Source organism: Amycolatopsis sp. NPDC005232 (genome assembly GCF_040607795.1).
Classification (GTDB): domain Bacteria; phylum Actinomycetota; class Actinomycetes; order Mycobacteriales; family Pseudonocardiaceae; genus Amycolatopsis.
On the sequence record NZ_JBEXHL010000006.1, the window covers coordinates 220,765 to 238,591 of the forward strand.

Genomic DNA, 17,827 nt, shown 5'->3' on the forward strand with positions numbered 1-17,827 from the left:
GGCTCAGAGGCTCCTGTTCGGGGTTCCGGCGGGTACGGGGGTCCAGCGCGAACGGGCCGGCGAGGGTTCGTCCGCGCGGAGGGTGAGCAATGGCCGGGCGCGGCCACCGGTGGGCGGTTTGGCCTCGCCGCCGGCCTGGATGGGCGGCCAATACGCGCCGGGCCCGGAGTAACCGAGCTCGGCCGCCGCGTGCAGCGCCCACGACGGGTCGTGCAGCTGCGCCCGGCCGATCCCGATGAGGTCCGCGCGGCCGGCGAGCACGATCGAGTTCGCGTCGTCGCAGGTGGAGATGCCGCCGACGGCGATCGTCGGGACGCCGACGTCGGCGCGGATCCGTTCGGCGAACGGCGTCTGGTAGCTGCGGCCGTACGCCGGCTGTTCGTGTGCGACGACCTCGCCGCTCGACACGTCGATCGCGTCCACCCCGCGTTCGGCCAGCGCGGCGGCGATCCGCACGCTGTCCTCGATCGTCGTGCCGCCCTCGGCCCAGTCGACGGCCGAGAGCCGCACGAGCAGCGGCTTGTAGTGCGGCCAGACGGCGCGCACCGCGGCCACGACGGCGAGCGGGAAGCGCAGGCGGTTCTCCAGGGTCCCGCCGTAGCCGTCGGTGCGGTGGTTCGTGAGCGGCGACAGGAACGTCGAGAGCAGGAACCCGTGTCCGGCCTGCAGTTCGAGGACGTCGAAGCCCGCCTCGTCGGCCCGGCGCGCGGCCGCGGCGAAGTCCTCGATCAACGCCTGCAGCTCGGCTTCCGTGAGCTCGTGCGGCACGGACAGGTCGCCGTACGCGAGGGCCGAGGGGGCGACGGTCCGCCAGCCGTTGGCGGCCAGCGCTGGGCCCAGAGGTGCCGCGTCGGGCACGGTCGTGGAGCCCTTGCGCCCGGAGTGGCTGAGCTGCACGCCGATCAGGGCGCCGGTGTGCGCGTGCACGGCGTTGGTGATGCGGCGCCATGCCGTGGCCTGCTCGTCGGTGTACAGGCCGGGGCACGCGGGGGTGACGCGGCCGTGCGCGGTCACGGCGGTCATCCCGGTGAGCACCAGCCCGGCGCCGCCGAGGGCTTTGCCCGAAAGATGCAGTAGTTCGGCTTCGCCGGGGATCCCGTCGACCGCGCTGTACGTCGCGATCGGCGCGGCGACGATGCGGTTGCGCAGGTGCCGGCCCGCCAGGACGAGCGGCTGGAACAGTGGGGGCGTGCCGTCGTCGCGGCCGCCGGGGCTGTAGGTGCTGAACCAGCGGTCGACGGAGCGGATGTAGGCGGGGTCGCGCAGGCTCAGGTTGTCGTAGGTGACACGGCGGCTGCGCGTGAGGAGGTTGAACGCGAACTGCTGCGGCTCCTGGCCCACGACGTGGTCGATCGTCTCGAACCACTCGAGGCTTGCCTGCGCCGCGCGCTGCGTGGACTCGACGACGGGTCGCCGTTCGGTCTCGTAGTGCTCCAGCGCCGCGGTGAGGTCGCCGGGCGTGGCCTCCAGCGCGGCGGCGAGGGCCAGCGCGTCCTCCATGGCCAGCTTGGTGCCCGAGCCGATGGAGAAGTGCGCGGTGTGGGCGGCGTCGCCGAGCAGCACGACGTTGCCGTGGCGCCACGTCTCGTTGCGCACGGTGCTGAAGCGCAGCCACTTCGAGTTGTTGGTGAGCAGTTCCGCGTCGCCGAGGAAACCGCGCAGCAGCTCGCGGCAGCGCTCGACGCTCGCTGTGTCGCTGACGCCCGGGCCGAAGGTGCCGTCGGTGAACCCGGCGGCGCGCCAGGTCTGGTCGTTCAGCTCGACGATGAACGTGCTGCGGTCGGCGCTGAAGGGGTAGGCGTGCACCTGCACCGGGCCGAACTCGGTCTCCTCGACCAGGAACGTGAACGCCTCCAGCACGCGGTCGGTGGCCAGCCACATGTAGTGGCACTGGCGCACGTCGAGCGAGGGGCGGAAGACCTGCTCGAAGCGTTTGCGGATGGCGGAGTTCACGCCGTCGGCCGCGATCACGAGGTCGTACTCGGCGGTGAGCTGCTCGACGTCGGGTGCCTTGGTGCGGAACCGGACGTCGACGCCGAGGTCGTGGCAGCGCCGCTGCAGGATCTCCAGCAAGCGTTTGCGCGCGATGGCGGCGAAGCCGTGGCCGCTCGAAGTCTGCGTGGTGCCGCGGTACTGCACGTCGATGTCACTCCACCGGGCGAACTCCCGCTCCATCGAGGAGAACACGGTGGGGTCGGCGTTGGTGATGCCTTCGAGTGTCTCGTCGGAGAAGACGACGCCGAAGCCGAACGTGTCGTCGGCGGCGTTGCGTTCCCAGACGGTGACCTCGCGGCTCGGGTCGAGCTGCTTGGCGAGCGCGGCGAAGTAGAGCCCGCCGGGCCCACCGCCCACGATGGCGATCCTCATCACGCCGGCACCTCCTTCTCGAGCGCGGTCCGCGCGGCGTCGGGCCACGGCGTGGCGGCCGGCTTGTCGGGTTCGGCGTGGACCACGACGACGGAACCGTCGGCGGCGATCCCGTTCGGGCCGTGGACCTCGAAGGCGAACGTGAGTGACGTACGCCCGAGTTGCACAACGCGGAACGTGATGCGCACCGGGTCGCCGAACCACAGCCGGCCCCGGTAGTTCACCTCGTGGCGTACGCGGGGGGTGCGGCCGAACAGCCACGCGAGGTCCTTTCCCCGCAACAGGTCTGCTTCGGCCTCTTCGGCCCAGCGCAGGACCACGGAGTTGTGCTGATGGCCCGACGCATCGGTGTCGTGCCATTCGACCCGCCGCTCGATCGCGGTCTCGAGACCGGCGAGCGGGGGAGAACCCGCGGAAGGGGATGTCGGCATGAGTTTTCCTCCTGGCGCCCTTGACATCACGAACGGTATAGCTGAACTATGACTGTCGTCAAGAAAACGACATACGGACGGGAAGGCGCGATGACCACACACAGCGATGACCAGCTGGGCCGCGCACGGGTGACGGACAACGAAGATCTGCGGGCGTACTACGAGAAGCTGGAGCAACTCGACGCCGGTGCACTGTGGACGATCGCGAACAAGATCGAGCCGTGGTACCCGCAGCCGCAGTCCGTGCCGATCAAGTGGAGCTACGAGCAGCTGCGCCCGCTGGTGCTGGAAGCGCTCAACCTGGTCAGTGGTGACGACGCCGGCCGCCGCGTGGTGGCGCTCTACAACCCGCTGCGGCGCGACATCGCGGCCACGGTGGGACTCCTCTATACCGGCCTGCAGGTGATGGGTCCTGGCGAGTCGATGACGGCGCACCGGCACCAGGCCGCCGCGCTGCGGTTCGTGCTGGAGGGCACCGGCGCGTGGACGGTCGTCGACGGGCAGAAGCTCAAGGTCGGCCCGCGCGACTTCGCCATCACGCCGAACTGGACCTGGCACGAGCACGGCAACGAGGGCCTCGAAGGCGTCGACGGCCCGGTCATCTGGCAGGACGGCCTCGACATCCCGCTGGTCAACGCGCTCGACGCGCCGTTCTACGAGGTGCACCCGGACGTCTACCAGAAGCAGGACGGGATCGTGAACTCCTCACTGCTGACCTACGGTGCCGGGCAGCTGCGTCCCTTCGGTGACACGTGGCACAAGAACCACTCACCGCTGCTGGCCTACCCGTGGGAACAGACGTACGAAGCGCTGCTCAACGCGGCGAAGGCGAGCGACGGTTCGCCGTACGACGGCATCATCATGGAGTACAGCAACCCGCTCACCGGCGGTTCGGTGATGCCGACCATGAGCGCGCACATGCAGCTGCTGCGCGCCGGCGAGTCCACACTTGCCCACCGCCAGGTCGGGTCGAAGATCTACACCGCGGCCAAGGGCAGCGGCACCTCGATCGTCGCGGGCAAGCGGATCGACTGGTCCGAAGGCGACATCTTCTGCGTCCCGTCGTGGGCGTGGCACGAGCACGCCAACGCCAGCCGCTCCGACGACGCGTGCCTGTTCTCGTTCAACGACTTCCCGGTGATGCGTTCGCTCGGCTTCTTCCGCGAAGAAGCCTATTCGGACAACGACGGTCACCAGTCGCTCGCCTGAGCTCACTGTCCACTTCGAACGGAGTTCTTCCATGCTGCTCGTCACGTTCGCCGGTCCCGACGGCCAGGACCGGCTCGGGATTCAGGACGGCACCGACATCGTCGACGTCCGGGCCGCGGCGACCGACCGCGGAACCACCGCCCCCGCGTCGATGCTCGACGTGATCCACGCCGGCACGGCGGCGCTGGAGTCCCTCGTGGATTCCCCCGTGCGGAGTCCACTGGAGACGGTGACCCTGTGCGCGCCCCTGCGGCCGGGCAAGATCGTGGGCGTCGGCCTCAATTACACCGAGCACGTCGCGGAGTCCGCGCGGACACTCGACACCGACAAAGAGCTGCCACAGCGCCCGGTGCTGTTCAGCAAGCCGGCCACCGCCGTCGTCGGTCCGGGGGAGCCCATCCGGCACGACGGTGACCTCACCGCGCAGCTGGACTGGGAGTGCGAGCTCGCCGTCGTGATCGGGAAAACGGCGAAGCGCGTGTCGAAAGAGGATGCGATGGACCACGTCTTCGGCTACAGCATCGTCAACGACATCAGCGCGCGCGACCAGCGGCGTTCGGGGCAGTGGTTCTTCTCCAAGGGCCAGGACTCCTACGCGCCGTTCGGCCCGGCGATCCGGACCGCGGACGACGTGGCCGACCCCTATGCGCTGGAGCTGTCGCTGCGCGTGAACGGGGACGTGAAACAGAAGTCGAGCACGAAGTACATGCTGTTCCGCATCGCCGAGCTGATCGCCGACATCAGTTCCGGCATGACGCTGGAGCCGGGCGACGTGATCGCGACCGGTTCCCCGGCGGGGGTGGGCGCGAGCTTCACCCCGCAGCAGTTCCTCGAGCCCGGCGACGTCGTGGAAGCGTCTATTCAGGACATCGGCACGCTGCGCAACCCCGTGGTGGACGCCCGATGACCGCGCGGACCTACCGCATCGGCCAGATCGTGCCGAGCTCCAACGTCACGATGGAGACCGAGATCCCGGCGATCTTCCGCGCGCGCGAAACCGTCGCGCCGGAGCGGTTCACGTTCCACTCCAGCCGCATGCGGATGAAACACGTGCGCAAGGAAGAGCTCGCGGCGATGGACGCCGACTCCGGCCGGTGCGCGGCCGAGCTTTCGGACGCGCACGTCGATGTGCTCGGGTACGCGTGTCTCGTCGCCATCATGAGCCTGGGCCACGGTTACCACCGCACGTCGGAGTCGACGCTCGCGCGGATCACCGTGGAGAACGACGCGCCGGCCCCGGTCGTCACGAGCGCGGGGGCTCTGGTGAACGCGCTCGACGTGCTGGGCGCGAAGTCGATCGCCGTGATCTGCCCGTACCTCAAGCCATTGACCGAGACCGTCGTGGACTACATCCGCTACGAGGGCGTCGAGGTGACCGACTACACCGCGCTGGAGATCCCCGACAACCTCGAGGTCGCCGCCCACGACCCGCGCAAGCTCGTGTCGCTGGCGCGCGATCTCGAGCACGAAGGCGCCGACGCCGTGGTGCTGTCCGCGTGCGTGCAGATGCCCTCACTCGCGTCGATCGACATCGTCGAGAACGAGCTCGGCAAACCCGTGCTCTCGGCGTCGATCGCCACCGCCCACCAGATGATGCGCGCGCTCGGCCTGCCCGCCGTCGCGCCCGGTGCCGGCGCGTTGCTGTCCGGCCGCTACGCCGAATCCCCTTATCCCGTCCCGCCCGCCGTCGGCTGACGGACTCCCAGGAAGGCCGCAGATGGAGCTCACCCCATCGGCCCACGTCGACTCGTTCTGCCGCGACAACCTCCCCGCTCCGGCGGACCAGCCCGAGTTCCGGTTCACGCTGCCGGAGCTCGCCTACCTGCCGAGGCTGAACTGCGCCGTCGAGCTCCTGCACGGGAGCATCGACCGCTTCGGCCCGGACCGGCCGTGCCTGCGCACGGACACGGAGACCTGGAGTTACGCCGACCTCGACCGGCGCAGCGACCAGGTCGCCCACGTGCTCGTGCGGGACTTCGGGGTGGTGCCCGGCAATCGCGTGCTGCTGCGCGGGCCGAACAACCCGTGGCTGGTCGCGGCGTGGTTCGCGGTGCTGAAGGCGGGCGCGGTGCCCGTCACGACGATGCCGCTGCTGCGGGCCCGTGAGATCGACGACCTCGTGGAGCTCACGCGGCCTCGCCTGATCGTCACCGACCACCGCTTCGCCGCCGATCTCGCGGACGTCTCCCTGCCGGTGCTCACTTACGGTGCCGACGGTCCTGGCGATCTGCTGGCTCGGGCGAGCGGCGTGCGGGAAGCGTTCACTGCCGTGGACACTGCTGCCGACGACGTAGCCCTGCTCGCCCCGACGTCCGGCACCACCGGCAAACCCAAAGCCACCATGCACTTCCACCGCGACGTCCTGGCCGCCACGGACACCTTCGCCCGGCACGTCCTCAAGCCCGTCCCGGACGACGTTTTCACCGGCACCCCGCCGATCGGCTTCACCTTCGGCCTCGGCGGCCTGGTCCTGTTCCCCCTCCGCTTCGGCGCGTCGACGCTGCTGCTGGAAAAAGCGTCCCCGGACGAACTCGCCGACGCGGTCGAACGCCACCACGTCACGGTGCTCTTCACCGCCCCCACCGCGTACAAGGCCCTGCTGTCTTCGGGCAAAGCGGCGGCGCTGTCAAAACTCCGACGCTGCGTGTCCGCGGGCGAACACCTGCCCGTGTCCACGTGGGAGGATTTTCACGCCGCCACTGGAATCAAGATCATCAACGGCATCGGCGGCACGGAGATGCTCCACATCTTCGTGTCGGCGGCTGACGACGACATCCGCCCGGGCTCCACGGGCCGCGCCGTCCCCGGCTTCGAAGCCACCGTCCTGGACGACGCCGGCCGGCCCGTCCCCGACGGCACGCCCGGCCGCCTCGCCGTGAAAGGGCCCACCGGCTGCCGCTACCTCGCCGACAGCCGCCAGAAGAACTATGTCGACAACGGCTGGAACCTCACCGGCGACACGTACCTCCGCGACACCGACGGCTACTTTTGGTACCAGGCCCGCAACGACGACATGATCGTCTCCTCCGGCTACAACGTCGCGGGCCCCGAGGTGGAACAGGCCCTGCTGTCCCACCCGGACGTGCTGGAGGCCGCCGTGGTCGCCGCCCCGGACCCTGCCCGCGGCACCATCGTGCACGCCTTCGTCCACTTGCGACCCGGCGCCGCCGAGGACGCCGCCGCTCTGCAGGCTTTCGTCAAACAGGCGATCGCACCGTACAAGTACCCGCGCGCGATCGACTTCGTGACGGAGCTGCCGAAAACCCCGAGCGGGAAGATCCAGCACTACCGGCTCAGGGAGCTGGTGGCGGCCCGGAACCGGTAGCGGCGGCTCGTGGACATGGCCGGCAGCGCGGCCGGTCCGCGAGCTGGCCCCCCCGCTCGGTGATCACCGACGCTGGCAGTCACCGAGCGAGGGGGCCGGGTATTACCGCGCAGGGTCCCGGCCCAGCAGCACATCCGCCGCCCGTTCGGCCACCGCCAGCACCGTCGCGTTGGTGTTCGCGCCGATCAGGGCGGGGAGGACGGACGCGTCGGCGATGCGGAGGCCGGTGACGCCGTGGACGTTCAGCGCGGGGTCCACCACAGTGCCCAGTGCGCAGGTACCGCAGGCGTGGAAGTAGCTGCCAGTGCTCTGGCGCAGGAAGTCCTCTTCCGCAGCGGGGTTCATGGCGGCCGGGCCGGGCAGGACTTCCTTGTCGCGCCAAGAATCCAACGCCGGGGCGGTGCCGACGTGCCGGGCGAGGCGCAGGCCGGCCAGCATGCCGGCGAGGTCGCGCGGGTCGTCCAGCAGCGCGGGGTCCACGACGGGCGCGACGGCAGGGTCGGCCGACGCGAGCGTGACCGAGCCGCGGGAATGCGGGTACAGGTAGCTGAAGCCGATGGTGAACCCGGTCGCCGGGCCGGACAAGGGCGGCCGGAAGTACGGGATGTCCAGGAACAGCAGCTGCACGTCGGGCGCTTCGAGGTCGGCGCTGCTGCGCACGGCGGCGACGAGGTCGCTGTGGTTGTTGGCGCCGTCGGGCAGGGGGCGGGCGTTCGAGTACACGATGCCGGTCAGCGGGTGGTCCTGCAGGTTCCGGCCGACGCCCGGCAGCGCGACCCGCGGCGTGACCCCGGCCTGCTCCAGCGTGGCCGGGTCGCCGATGCCCGAGAGCATCAGCAGGTGCGGCGACCCGATCGCGCCGGCGGCCAGCACCACGGACCGCTCGGCCTCGGCGGAGGCCGGGGAGTCGCCGACGCGGTACTCGACGCCGGTGCAGTGGCTGCCCGCGAGCACGAGCCGGGTCACGAGCGCGCCGGCCACCACGGTCAGGTTCGGCCGGTTCAGCACCGGGCGCAGGTAGGCGTCGGCGGCCGACTGGCGCGCGCCGTCGACGATGTTCATCTCCAGCCAGGTCGCGCCCTCCGGCTCGGCGCCGTTGAGGTCGGGCGACTCGGGGAACCCGCGCTCCCGCACGGCGGCCAGCGCGGCGCGGGCCAGCGGGTGCCGGACGGGCGGCGGCCCGACCCGCATGAGGCCGTCGGTGCCGCGGTACTTCGGGTCGCTGCCGGGCCGCGCGGTCTCGCTGCGGCGGAAGTAGGGCAGCAGGTCGTCGTAGCGCCAGCCGTCGACGCCCCAGGCGTCGTAGCCGGCGCGGTGGCCGCGAAGGTGCGCCATGGCGTTGATCGAGCTCGACCCGCCGAGCGTGCGCCCGCGCGGGTACGGCAGCTCCACGCCGTGCAGGCCCGGCTGCGGGGCGGTGTGGAAGTTCCAGTCGACTGAGCTGCCCAGCAGCGCCGGCCACGCGGGCGGCACCCCCATCACGTCCGGCCCGGTCGCGGGACCGGCCTCCAGCAGCAGGACGGTCGTCGCCGCGTCTTCGCTCAGCCGCGCGGCGAGGACCGAACCGGCCGTGCCCCCGCCCACGACCACGTAGTCGTACTTCATCTGTTGGGTGTCCCTCCTCGACGGACACCTCCGGGTGCCCACGGCCCATGAAGCCAGACCCAGGCGGGTGAATGAGGGCTCAGCCAGGACTTGCCGTTCCTAGGATCGGCGTCACACGAGCGACCGGCCGGGGCAGCTCCGCGTGTACGGCCGGTCCACGACCGACGGCCCCGCGCCGCGGCCGACGTAGGCTGTGACCAGGCGAAAGGACGGGCCGCGATGAGGAGCTCCGAGCTCGGTGAGTTCCTGAGGTCGAGGCGCGCCCGCGTCGACGTCGCCCAGGTCGGCCTGCCGCCGACGGCCCGCCGCCGCGTGCCCGGGCTGCGCCGCGAGGAGGTCGCGGCGCTGGCCGGGCTCAGCGCCGACTACTACGCGCGCCTGGAGCAGGGCCGCCAGCTCACGGCCTCGCACGAAGTCCTCGACGCCCTGGCGCGCGTGTTCAGCCTCGACGAGGCCGAACACTCCCACCTGCGCCGCCTGTCCGCGCGCCGCAGCGGTCCGCCGGACGAGGTCGCGCGCGGTGTCGGGCCCGGCATGCGCGGCCTGCTCGACGAGCTGGGCCGCGTGCCCGCGATCCTGCTCGGCCGCTACACCGAGGTGCTCGCCGCGAACCGGATCGCGCGGCTGGTGTTCGCGGACTTCCCCGGCATGCCCGCGCGCGACCGCGTGGTCGTGCGGTGGCTGCTGTGCGACGAGTCCGCCCGTGCCCTCCACGACGACTGGGAGGGCATCGTCGAGGAGATGATCGGCATGCTGCGCCTCGCGGTCGGCCGCGACCCCGAGGACCTGCGTGCCCGGCGCCTGGTGGCCGAACTGTCGGCGACCAGCCCGCTGTTCCGCCGCGTGTGGGCCGACCACCGCGTGGAGGCGACCCCACGTTCGACGAAGCGGATGTTCCACCCGGTCGCGGGCGAGCTGAACTTCTACGTCGAGCACCTGGCCTCCCAAGGCGCCGGCGGACAGAACCTTTTCACCTTCGTTCCCCGCCCTGGAACGGGTACCGCGGAGGCAGTCGACGAGCTCCTGGCCAGGGAAAACGTGCCGGCGAGCTGAGCTTCGGGTCCACTGTGGACCGGGGTCGGACCGTGACCGGGCCACTTCCGGTGATTCATTCGTGACCCGATCGGGTAAGTCGACAGGAAGTGCGCTTACCGCGGATCGGGGAGGTGGTGGCGTTGACCGGAGTCCGAAGTGCCGGCCGTCCGGGCACGTGGGTGCTGCCGCTGCACGGCACCACGGCGGCGACGGTGCGGACGATGCGCAGATGGGTGTCGGAGCACCTGAGCACGCTGGGTGACGAGCACCGCGACGACGTGCTCCTCGTCGCCACCGAACTGCTGGCCAACGCCCACGACCACGGCGACGGACCGCGCCACCTGCAGCTGTGGCACAGCCTGCGCCCGTGCACCGTGCGAATCGAGGTGGCCGACCGCAACCTCGTGCAGCCGACGATGGGCTTGTCCCGCCTGCCCGGCCCGCGCGGCCGCGGGCTCCTGCTCGTCGACCGCCTGTCGGTGACGTGGGGCGTGCTGCCCGAGACCGAGTTCGGGCGCAAGACGGTGTGGGCGCAGATCCCGTGCCTCGGCCGGTGCCCCCGGCCCGGGCTGACGGGTGACCAGACCACCGACGGCGGCGGATCCGGCGAGCTGGCCGGCTGAGGTCCGCGTCTGTCCCCTGTGGACTGACTCGCCCGCCGGGGTGACGTCGCGTCCACGGCCCGCCCCGCGCGTCGCGGCCCCGCGAACCCGCCCGCGCAAGCCCGTCGCCGCCGCTCCCGCCACGCCAGCTCAGGTCTCATCCGGCACGGGTGAAGCGCGAGCCGTGTGCGCACGGTGACCGTATCCCCGGGACCCACCGGCCGGAGCCGCCGCGCAGGTCCGGCCACACCGGAGTGACATCGGGGGCGTCGCCCGTCGACGCGGGGCACCGCCGCAGCACCCCAACCCGGACGAGGGTGAGGTGGTCTCGTGAAGCTGCGCGGACGAACCGGTGCCACGAAGCGCAAGCGATCCGCCCCTGGGCCCGTCGCGCCGACTTTCCCGCCCGGAAGCATGCTGCCGCGGGTGCTCGTGATCATGGTCGGCGCCGCGTCGGTGGTCATCACGCTCGCCGGCCTGCGGGCGATCGCGTTCATCGTCGGGCCCGTGTTCCTGGCGATGGTCATCGTCGTCACCGCGAGCCCCGTGCAGACCTGGCTGCGGCGCAAGGGCTGGCCGCGGTGGCTCACGACGGTCGTGCTCGTCACGGTGGTCTACCTGGTGATCGTGAGCCTGGTGTTCGTGGTGATCGTGTCGCTGGCGCAGCTCGCGACGTTGCTGCCGACCTACGCGTCGAAGGCCAGCGAGCTCCTGCAGTCCGCCACCGACAAGCTCGCCCAGTTCGGCGTGGGACCGCAGCAGCTGCGGGAAATGGTCTCTTCACTGGATCTCGGCAAACTCGCGAACGTCGTCGGCTCTCTGCTCTCCGGCATCGGCGGCGTGCTCACCAACCTCGTGTTCCTGCTGGCCCTGCTGCTGTTCCTCAGCACCGAGGCCACCTGGGCCGACAAGCGGCTGGACGCCATCGACACCGACCGGCCGTGGCTCACCGCCGCGTTCCACCGCTTCGCCGCGGGCACCCGCAACTACATCCTCGTGACCACAGTGTTCGGCTTCATCGTGGCGGTGCTCGACGGGGCCGCGCTGGCGATCATCGGCATCCCCGTGCCGATCCTGTGGGCGCTGCTGGCCTTCGTCACCAACTACATCCCCAACGTGGGGTTCGTGGTCGGCGTGATCCCGCCGGCGCTGCTGGGCCTGCTCGACGGCGGCTGGGAGAAGATGGTCGTCGTCGTCGCGGTCTACTGCGCGCTGAACTTCGTGGTGCAGTCGCTCATCCAGCCACGCTTCGTGGGCGGTTCGGTCGGGCTGTCGACGCTGGTGACCGTGCTCTCCCTGGTGTTCTGGACGTGGCTGCTCGGCCCGCTGGGCGCGATCCTCGCCGTGCCGGCGACACTGCTGATCAAGGCGCTGTTCGTGGACATCGACCCCACGGCAGGCTCGGCCGACGCGCTCATCCGCATGGTCGCCAGGGGCCCCGACGGTCCGGCGCCTGGCGAAGAGGCGGCCGAGGAGACCGAAGCATCGGGGAAAACCCGAGTGGAGACCGGCGCGGACACCGGCGCGGACCCCGGGGAACCGGGGCCCGCACCGGCCTGACCGCCCCGTCAGATGCTCTTCATCTCCTTGCCGTGCACCGCGAGCGCGTAGATCACGAGCACGTCGACGGCGATGATGATGATCGACCACAGCGGGTACGCCGGCAGGAACGCGAGGTTGACGATCGCGCTCAGGCCCGCGAGGACGATGCCGGTGATCTGCGCCGCGCGGTTGCCCATGAACACGCCGACGCCGACGAGGATGAGCAGCGCGCCGAGCGCGAGGTGCACCCAGCCCCACGTGGTGTAGTTGACCGAGACGACGAGGCCCGTCTCGTCGACCACGAAGTAGCGGGTGTTGAGCAGTGCGACGAGCCCTTCGATCACCTGGAACGCGCCCAGCAGCATCATCATGGTCGCGGCGAAGGCGACCCAGCCGGCCCAGCCGGTCGCCGTCGGCCGGGCGTCCGTGTGGCGGCCGGTGGTTCCGCCGGCCTCGGTGTGCGGCGCTCGTGCTCCCGTGTCGGTCATGGTGAGAGTCCTCTCGTGTCCGCGGGATCCGTGCCCGTGCCGGGCTTGCGGAAAGCGTCGGACTCCGGCGCGGGCACGGCCTCATCTGTCGCGGATGAAGCCTCACGCGAGACCGTGCTCGCGGGCGACGAGGACGGCGTCGCGGCGGTTGGTCACGCCGAGCTTCACGTAGATCGCCCGCACATGGGTCTTGACAGTGTTCACGGACACGGTCAGGTCCGCCGCGATCTCGTCGAGTGACCGTTGCGACGGCAGCCGCTGCAGCACGACCTGCTCGCGCTCGGTGAGGCGGTCGTCCACGGGCGCGGGGTCGAAGCGGCGCAGACGGTCGCGGACCGACGCCGCGAAGCCGTCGAGCCGGCCGAAGCCGCCCGAGTGGTCCACGAGCAGGTGCTGCACGGCCGGGTCGGCCAGCGCGAACGGCCGTGCGAAATCACCGCCCACTGCCAGGCCCAGCGCGTGTTCCAGCGTCCGCAGCGCCTCGGTGCGGCGCCCGGCGCGCAGGGCGAGCGCGGCTTCGGTGAGCTCGGCGTCGACCGGGGTGGTCGGCAGCAGTGCCGCGCGGCGGGTGCGCACCGCGGCCGCGGCGTCGTCGAGCCGGCCGGCGGCGAGGTGGGTCCACGCCTGCATGAGGTCCAGCTCGCGCGTGTGGGGGAGGTGGTCGCGGGCCCACAGCAGCACTTCGTTGGCGTGCAAGGGTTCCCCGAGGAACACGGCCGCGTGGTGCTCCAGCACGGCGACGAGCGCGGCCGGGCCTGCGGCGAGCTCGCCGAGGTTGTGGCGGGCGCGGCGCATGGTCTCGAGGCCGTCGCGGCGGTCCTCGCCGTCGAACTGCGCCGCGCCGTCGAGGAACGCCCCTAGCGGCGTGGCCGCGTCGCGCGCTTCGCGAGCGGCGGCGGCCGGATCGAGCCGCAGCAGGTGGTCGCACGCGAGCACGAGCCGGCAGACGGCCAGCCACGGCGACCGCGGCCAGCCGTGCCGGATGGCGAGTTCGACGGCTTCCTGGCAGGCCGCGCGGGCCGCGTCCTGGCTGCCGCCGAAGGCGCCGGCCACGGCGAGCGCGGCCAGGCCGTGGAGCACGAGGTAGTCCTGGCCGTCGCCGCGTGCGGTGTCGAGGGCGTCGCGGACGCGCGTGGTGGCGTCGCGCCACGCGCCGCGGTAGAGCGAGGACCACGCACGGTCGAGGTCCGCCCAGGTGCCCGGCTCGGTCGGCGCGGGCCCGTCCGGACGGTGGCCCTCGGCCAGCGCGTGGTGGCGGGCGAGCAGGAGGTCGTCGGACGGTTCGGCCGGGTCGCCGCTCTGGACGGCGGCGAGCGTGCGGGCCGCGCGCAGGCCGGGATCGACGTCGTCACCCAGGTGCGCCAGGGTTTCGCGGACGGCGTCGTCGTCGCCGGCCAGCAGGCACGGGACGGCGTGGGCGTGGAGGAGCTCGACGATGCCGTCGCGGTCGAGGCCGGCGACGGCGTGTTCGAGGGCTTCGCCGATGTGGTCCTCGTTCGCGAACCAGCGTGCGGCCGTCGCGTGCAGCTCGCTCGCGAGGCCGGGGTAGCGCAGATCGAGGTCGGCGCGCAGGTAGGAGCGCAGCAGCGGCTGCACGCGGTAGGAGGCGCTGGGGTCGTCGATGCGCGCGACCAGGAACGTGTGCCGCTCCAGCTCGGCGAGCACCGCGCCCGCGTCTTCGCGCGCGGCCAGCTCGCGGGCCAGCGCGGCCGGCACGGAGTCGCACACGCTGATGCGGCGCAGCAGCTCGGGCGCGCCTTCCGGCAGGCGGGCGAGCACCTCGTCGGCCAGGAACCCGGCCACGGAGCGGTCGTCGCCGTCGAGCTGGGTGAGGAAGGCGTCGACGTCGGCCACGGTCCGCAGCGACACCGCGGCCCAGTGCACGGCGGCGGTCCAACCCGCCGTGCGCTCGACCAGCCGGCGGACGTCGTCCTCGCCGCAGCGCACGCCCGTGACCCGCAGTAGCTGCGCAGTCTCCGCGGTGGTGAAGCGGAGGTCGTCCGCGCTGACGCGGGCGAGGTCGCCCTGCACCCGCAGGCGAGCGAGCTGCAGCCGGGGATCGGCGCGCGCCGAGAGCGTGAGGCGCAGCCCGGCGGGCGGGGTGCGGATGAGCCTGGTCATGTCGTGCAGTGGGCCGGCGTCCACGATCTCCTGGAAGTCGTCGAGCACCAGGCGCACCGGGGCGGGCAAGGCGTCGAGGGCGTCGACGAGCTCGGCGAGGAAATCGGCGCGGCTCTCGCCTTCCGGCGCCGCGACGCTGTGCACCCGGCTGCCGGCGGGCACGGTTTTGTCGAGCGCGCTGAGGATCGCGGACCAGAAGAGGCGCGGGTCGTTGTCCTCCGCGTCGAGCGAGACCCACGCGACGGGACGGGTCGTGGCCCATTCGGCCAGCAGCGCGGTCTTGCCGAAGCCGGCGGGCGCGCAGACGGCTGTGACGGAGCTGCCGGCGGCCGCGTCGAGGGCGTCGAGCAGTCGTGGGCGCGTCACGAAATCCGGTGGCAGCAAGGGCATTGTCACCTTCGCGCCCGGTACCCGCCACCGGTTGGTCCCCGACCGGCCGGCTCCACCCACGCCTTCGACCGTAGGTCGTCGCTGTGCCCAGGTAAGGGCCGAACGTCCCAACTAACTGTCCACGAGACCGCGCCGGACGGCCGAACGCACGGCCTCCCGTCGCGAGCCGACGCCGAGCTTCCGGTACAGAGCTCGCACGTGTGTTTTGACGGTGTTGGGCGACACCATGAGGTCTCCGGCGATTTCGTCGAGTGAGCGGACTGTCGGCAGGAGGCGCAGCACGGTCCGCTCACGCTCGGTGAGCGCGACGGCGTCGGGCTGCCGTCCGCGGACGGCGCGCGCCTGGCGCAGGTCGGTGGTGAAGCAGCGGCCGCCGGGCACGTCGAGCAGCGCCAGGTCGAGTACCTCCGGAGCGGCGGTGACGAGCGGGCGCAGCACGCCGAGCCGTTCGGCCGGGCCGAGCGCCTTCGCGACGGCGCGCCGCGCGCGGGCGTCCTCGCCGCAGCGCAGGGCGATTTCCGCTTCGAGCAGCCAGGCCGTGACCGGCGTCCACGCCAGCACCGGGTCGATCGCGCCGTCGAGCAGCGGGCGCAGCAGGTTGCGCGCGTGGCCGTCGCGGCCGAGCACGACCTGCGTGCTCGCGCGGACCAGGAGGATCTCGGCGGCCGAGGGGATCCGTTCGCGCGCCCAGGCCAGCACGTCACGGGCGGTTTCGCCGCGGCCGAGGCGCGTGGCGGCGTCGTGCTCGCACACTGCGGCGAGGGCGACGATGCCGTCGGGCAGGGGAGCGGGGCCTTCGGCGATGCGGGCGTCGGTCATGCGGCGCAGCCCGGCCGAGCGCTGCCCGCCGTCGAAGCGCGCGGTCCCTTCGAGCGTCGCGGTCAGCAACGTGAGGCCGCCGTGGCCGAGGCTTTCGGCGGTGGCGAGCACGCCCGAGACGCGGTCGACCTGGGCCAGGCAGGCGGAGGCGTCGGCGCGCAGCAGCGCTCCGCAGGCCAGGATCAGCGAGGTTTTCGCGCCGGCCACGGTGTCGCGCCAGCCGTGGGTTTCGGCGAGTTCGTCGGCGGCGCGGGCGAGGGCGGCCATGGCGCGGAAGTCACCCGTGGCCGCGGCGACGCCGGCCAGCACGGTGAGGCACTGCTGCTCCAAGTGCCCGTGGCCGTGTGCGCGGGCGAAGGCCAGCGCCGACGCCACGGGCAGGCGGGCCTCGACGGCGCGGCCCGCGGCGAGCAGCGCCTGGCCGGACTCCAGCAGCGTCATGGCGCTCAGCGCGGAACCCTGCTCGGCGAGGGCGTCGATGTCGCCTTCGAGGGAGCCCGCCCCGTGGGCGAAGCGGGAGTCGACGAGCCCGCGCAACGCGCGAAGTTCGGGCGAAGGCTCGCGGGGCCACGCGCGTTCGGCGAGCGTGACCTGGGCGCGCGCGGCGCCGGGGCGGGCGGCGTCGAGATGCTCGAGGGCGCCGGTGAGGGCGAGCCACGGGTCGTCGCCGACCACGTCGTCGCTGAGCGCGGCGCGGGCCCGGCGCAGCACGTCGTGTTCGCCGGCGAGCAGCAGGTCGAGCGCGTGGCGGCGCAGGAGGTCCGCGACGAGTGCCGCGTCGCCGGCCTCCAGCGCGTGCGAGACGGCGTCGCCGGCCTGGTGGCGCGCGCGCAGCCACTCGGCGGCGCGGCGGTGCAGCGCGGGCACCCGGCGGGGGGTGCGCAGCATGAGGTCGGTGAGCAAGTGGGCGCGCAACAGCGTGTGCAGGCGGTAGATCCGGCGGCCGGCACCGGCGCGGAACAGCATCGCCGTGCGGTGTTCCAGCCGGGCCAGCAGCTCGCCGGCGTCGGCGCGACCGGAGAGCGCGGTGGCGAGCGAGGCGGAAACTCTTTCACAGACGCTGATCTCGCGCAGGAACTGACGCTCCTCTTCGGACAGTGGTGCGAGAACCTCGTCGACGAGGTAGGCGCTCACCGTCGGGTCGGTGCCGGTGAACTCCGCGCCACCCTTGAGGGATTCGGCCGCCAGGCGCAGCCCGCTCGCCCAGCCTTCCGTGCGCGTGACGAGCCGGTCGACCTGTTCCGGACTGATGGCGACGCCTTCGGAAGCCAGCAGTGCCGCGGCTTCGTCCGGGCGGAATTGCAGGTGGTCGGAGCGCAGGTCGACGAGCCGGCCGGACAACCGCAGGCGCGCGAGGGGGAGCGGTGGGTCCCAGCGCGTCGACAGCACGAGCCGCAACCCGCGTGGGCGCAGGCGAAGCAGCTGTTCCACGTCGCGCAACGGTTCCGTCGCCACGAGCTCGTGCACGTCGTCGAGGACGAGACGCAGCGGCGTGGGCAGGGTGTCGAGGGCGTCGACGAGGTCGGCCAGGAAACTCGGGCTGCCCGCGTCGAAATCGTGCAGTCCGGGCGCCGCCGGGGTGAGCGCGTCGAGGAGACCGGAGCGGAACCGGTGCTCGTCGTTGTCGGCGGCGTCGAGCGAAAGCCAGGCCGCGGAACCGAGTCCGCCGCCCCGCAGCCATTCCGCGAGGACCAAAGTCTTGCCCGACCCCGCGGGCGCGCACACCATCGTTGCGGCTTCCGGCGCCGCGCGATCGAGCGCTTTCAGCAGCCGTGGCCGGGACACGAACCCGTGCGGCAGTTCGGGCACACTCCTCTTGCGCCGCGGCACACGCGGCATTTCCTTGTGGGACACCCTCTTCTCCCTCCGACCCCGCCGTCACCCACTGTCGCA

At 72.2% G+C, this 17,827-nt stretch carries 13 protein-coding genes; 7 read left to right on the forward strand and 6 right to left on the reverse strand.

Annotated elements, in window-relative coordinates:
- Nucleotides 1–3: 3 nt before the first annotated feature.
- Together ABZU76_RS14425 and ABZU76_RS14430 are read right to left on the reverse strand one after the other, a co-directional pair.
- Nucleotides 4–2,367: an FAD-dependent monooxygenase gene (locus ABZU76_RS14425; RefSeq protein WP_354868969.1), complete on the reverse strand. Its 2,364-nt coding sequence runs from the start codon at nt 2,365–2,367 to the stop codon at nt 4–6.
- Nucleotides 2,367–2,798: a thioesterase family protein gene (locus ABZU76_RS14430; protein ID WP_354868971.1), complete on the reverse strand. Its 432-nt coding sequence runs from the start codon at nt 2,796–2,798 to the stop codon at nt 2,367–2,369. The genes ABZU76_RS14425 and ABZU76_RS14430 overlap by 1 nt, the downstream gene beginning before the upstream one ends.
- Before the next feature lie 90 nt (nt 2,799–2,888).
- Here ABZU76_RS14430 and ABZU76_RS14435 point away from each other — a divergent pair, with 90 nt between their 5' ends.
- The 4 genes from ABZU76_RS14435 to ABZU76_RS14450 are packed head-to-tail and all read left to right on the forward strand — an operon-like array spanning nt 2,889 to nt 7,332.
- Entirely contained in the window at nt 2,889–4,007 is a 1,119-nt protein-coding gene (locus tag ABZU76_RS14435) for a cupin domain-containing protein (protein ID WP_354868974.1), read from the forward strand.
- 31 nt (nt 4,008–4,038) lie between these two features.
- Complete coding sequence (locus ABZU76_RS14440; RefSeq protein ID WP_354868976.1) at nt 4,039–4,914, forward strand: fumarylacetoacetate hydrolase family protein; 876 nt, start codon at nt 4,039–4,041, stop codon at nt 4,912–4,914.
- On the forward strand, nt 4,911–5,702 hold the full coding sequence (locus tag ABZU76_RS14445; RefSeq protein WP_354868978.1) for an Asp/Glu racemase: 792 nt from the start codon (nt 4,911–4,913) through the stop codon (nt 5,700–5,702). The genes ABZU76_RS14440 and ABZU76_RS14445 overlap by 4 nt, the downstream gene beginning before the upstream one ends.
- 22 nt (nt 5,703–5,724) lie before the next feature.
- Nucleotides 5,725–7,332, forward strand: coding sequence for an AMP-binding protein (locus tag ABZU76_RS14450; protein ID WP_354868980.1), 1,608 nt, complete (start codon nt 5,725–5,727; stop codon nt 7,330–7,332).
- 102 nt (nt 7,333–7,434) lie between these two features.
- Here the strand turns inward: ABZU76_RS14450 and ABZU76_RS14455 are convergent, their stop codons facing one another.
- Entirely contained in the window at nt 7,435–8,937 is a 1,503-nt protein-coding gene (locus ABZU76_RS14455) for a GMC family oxidoreductase N-terminal domain-containing protein (protein ID WP_354868982.1), read from the reverse strand.
- A 219-nt stretch (nt 8,938–9,156) separates the two neighbouring features.
- Here ABZU76_RS14455 and ABZU76_RS14460 point away from each other — a divergent pair, with 219 nt between their 5' ends.
- From ABZU76_RS14460 to ABZU76_RS14470, 3 genes are all read left to right on the forward strand, one after another.
- The gene (locus ABZU76_RS14460; RefSeq protein WP_354868984.1) at nt 9,157–9,990 is read left to right on the forward strand and encodes a helix-turn-helix transcriptional regulator; all 834 of its coding nucleotides are present in this window, start codon (nt 9,157–9,159) and stop codon (nt 9,988–9,990) included.
- A 122-nt stretch (nt 9,991–10,112) separates the two neighbouring features.
- Complete coding sequence (locus tag ABZU76_RS14465) at nt 10,113–10,595, forward strand: ATP-binding protein (RefSeq protein WP_354868986.1); 483 nt, start codon at nt 10,113–10,115, stop codon at nt 10,593–10,595.
- 309 nt (nt 10,596–10,904) lie between these two features.
- On the forward strand, nt 10,905–12,134 hold the full coding sequence (locus ABZU76_RS14470; RefSeq protein WP_354868989.1) for an AI-2E family transporter: 1,230 nt from the start codon (nt 10,905–10,907) through the stop codon (nt 12,132–12,134).
- Between the two features lie 8 nt (nt 12,135–12,142).
- Here ABZU76_RS14470 and ABZU76_RS14475 read toward each other — a convergent pair whose 3' ends face one another.
- The 3 genes from ABZU76_RS14475 to ABZU76_RS14485 all read right to left on the reverse strand — a co-directional run bounded on the left by ABZU76_RS14475 (nt 12,143) and on the right by ABZU76_RS14485 (nt 17,788).
- Nucleotides 12,143–12,604, reverse strand: coding sequence for a hypothetical protein (locus ABZU76_RS14475; RefSeq protein ID WP_354868991.1), 462 nt, complete (start codon nt 12,602–12,604; stop codon nt 12,143–12,145).
- A 102-nt stretch (nt 12,605–12,706) separates the two neighbouring features.
- The gene (locus ABZU76_RS14480; RefSeq protein ID WP_354868994.1) at nt 12,707–15,115 is read right to left on the reverse strand and encodes a LuxR C-terminal-related transcriptional regulator; all 2,409 of its coding nucleotides are present in this window, start codon (nt 15,113–15,115) and stop codon (nt 12,707–12,709) included.
- A 111-nt stretch (nt 15,116–15,226) separates the two neighbouring features.
- Entirely contained in the window at nt 15,227–17,788 is a 2,562-nt protein-coding gene (locus ABZU76_RS14485) for a LuxR C-terminal-related transcriptional regulator (protein WP_354868998.1), read from the reverse strand.
- Between the last annotated feature and the right edge of the window lie 39 nt (nt 17,789–17,827).